A 2,041-nucleotide genomic window follows, 5' to 3' on the forward strand; every position below is an offset into this window, starting at 1 on the left:
CTACAAACTTGATTTCTTAAATTGTCAAATTGGAGATAAATACGGTCAGTTTAAAATTAACAAATGCGATACTACAAATTTCTTCATCTACGGCAATGCTGTAATTGAAATTACATATTAAATCTATATAATTTCCATGTTTTAATTATTCCTACCCGATTAAGCAAAAGAAAATATTATTCGATTGTTAAGAAAATATTTCATTGTTTAACATATTATTATCAAATTTGCATTGTATAAAATCACTAATTATAAAACTTATGAAAACAAATACTGAACTTAAACGAAATTTAATAATCTTAGCTATTATTATAATTGGTATTGCAAGCCGTTTTATTTTCAAAATTCCAAACTTTACTGCTATTGGAGCAATTGCTCTTTTTGGTGGTGCATATTTTAAAAATAAAAAATTAGCTTTTATCCTTCCAATATCCATACTTTTTATTTCCGACCTTATTATTGGACTTCACAACACTATGATTTTCGTTTACGCTTCTTTTGTATTGTTGATATTTATTGGTACATATTTAAAACACAATAAAAAACCTATTTTTATTCTTGGAGCATCATTAGCAGGTTCTGTTCTTTTCTTTTTAATAACAAATTTTGGCGTTTGGATTACAGGCATGGGACTTACTCCCTCACTAATAGGAGTTTACATTGACGGGATTCCATTTTTCAGATACACAATTGCAGGAGACCTCATGTTCAATGCTATATTTTTTACAACTGCTTACTTAATTTTTGAAAGAACAAAAGTACTATCAACTGTAAATGACAACTGATTCAGGATTAATAGATTCGTACAAACACAAAGGCTTACGAAGAAAACTTGCTAAAAAAGTAAGCGAAAAAGGAATTAATGATCAACGAATAATTGATGCAATTGAGAAAATACCCCGACATTATTTCCTTGACTCAGCATTTCATGAATTGGCATACAAAGATCAGGCTATGCAAATAGGTGAAAACCAAACAATTTCACAACCATTTACTGTTGCTTATCAAACACAGCTATTAGAAATTGAAGAAGGAGACAAAGTTCTTGAAATAGGACTTGGCTCCGGCTATCAAGCTTGCATTCTTGAAGAGCTTGGAGCAAAAGTATATTCCATAGAAAGAATAGAAAAACTATACAAAAAAGCAAAAGCACTTTTACCAAAAATGGGTTACAACCCAAAAATGTTTGTTGGAGATGGCACAGTTGGACTTCCCGAACATGCTCCTTTTAATAAAATAATTGTTACAGCAGCAGCTCCCGAAATACCCCAAAATTTAATCGACCAACTTAAGATAGGAGGAATACTCGTGGTACCCGTAGGAGATAGAGCTACTCAAACAATGTACAAAATCAAAAAAATATCAGATACGGATTTCACAAAACAGCCCTTGGATCTATTCCGTTTTGTGCCTCTAATTGGCAAAAATGGTTGGAAAAGCTGATAAGGATTGTTGATTTGAAACAAATTTATTTCTCGCAAAAGACGCTATGAACATAAAGAAAAATTTGATTATTTGCTGTTTTTTGCAATAAACCACAGTTTATACCAATTCAAGTACAAAACCATAAAATAAAATCAGTATTACTCTGTAATTTGCTTACACTCTTTTTCATACCGAAAGGTTATCATGTAACAGAAAATAAATTTTCTTAACATGCTAATCCATCGGCATAATACTAGATTATTATTAATTAAATTGATGGTGGTTTAGTATCAACTCCCTCACCCTAAAGTTCTAAAACTTTCAATGTACAAGCTTAATTTTTCCAATTAAATCAAGCTCTAATTTTGTTCCTTTTTTATACTTTTTATCATTATCAATACTTGGTTGATAGAAAGGTGTAGATACAATCTACACCTAGTGCGGGCACGACATTATTTGCTGAGATAAATAGAACTTAGCCTTAGCAAATAAACAAATCAAGAAATAAGCATTTCAGCAAAAATTAGTTTGCTTGAAATTCATAAGGCATCAGCATATAAACGCCATTCATTTCCCTTGTTTCCTGTACTTTTTTATAAAGTTTATAATCCTCTTT

The 2,041-nt window shown here is 30.6% G+C and carries 2 protein-coding genes; both read left to right on the forward strand.

All coding sequences use genetic code 11. From position 1 onward, the window contains the following. Positions 1–260: 260 nt before the first annotated feature. Complete coding sequence (locus U9R42_11850; GenBank protein MEA3496716.1) at positions 261–785, forward strand: DUF6580 family putative transport protein; 525 nt, start codon at positions 261–263, stop codon at positions 783–785. Then, positions 775–1,443 carry a protein-L-isoaspartate(D-aspartate) O-methyltransferase gene (locus U9R42_11855; protein MEA3496717.1) on the forward strand — a complete coding sequence of 223 codons (669 nt, stop codon included), beginning with the start codon at positions 775–777 and terminating at the stop codon, positions 1,441–1,443. The genes U9R42_11850 and U9R42_11855 overlap by 11 nt, the downstream gene beginning before the upstream one ends. Positions 1,444–2,041 lie beyond the last annotated feature (598 nt).

The sequence above is a fragment of the Bacteroidota bacterium genome (genome assembly GCA_034723125.1).
GTDB lineage: Bacteria > Bacteroidota > Bacteroidia > CAILMK01 > JAAYUY01 > JAYEOP01.

Coding starts and splice junctions, on each gene's coding strand:
- U9R42_11855 (MEA3496717.1), top strand. CDS start 775: ATGACAACTGATTCAGGATTAATAGATTCGTACAAACACAAAGGCTTA.
- U9R42_11850 (MEA3496716.1), top strand. CDS start 261: ATGAAAACAAATACTGAACTTAAACGAAATTTAATAATCTTAGCTATT.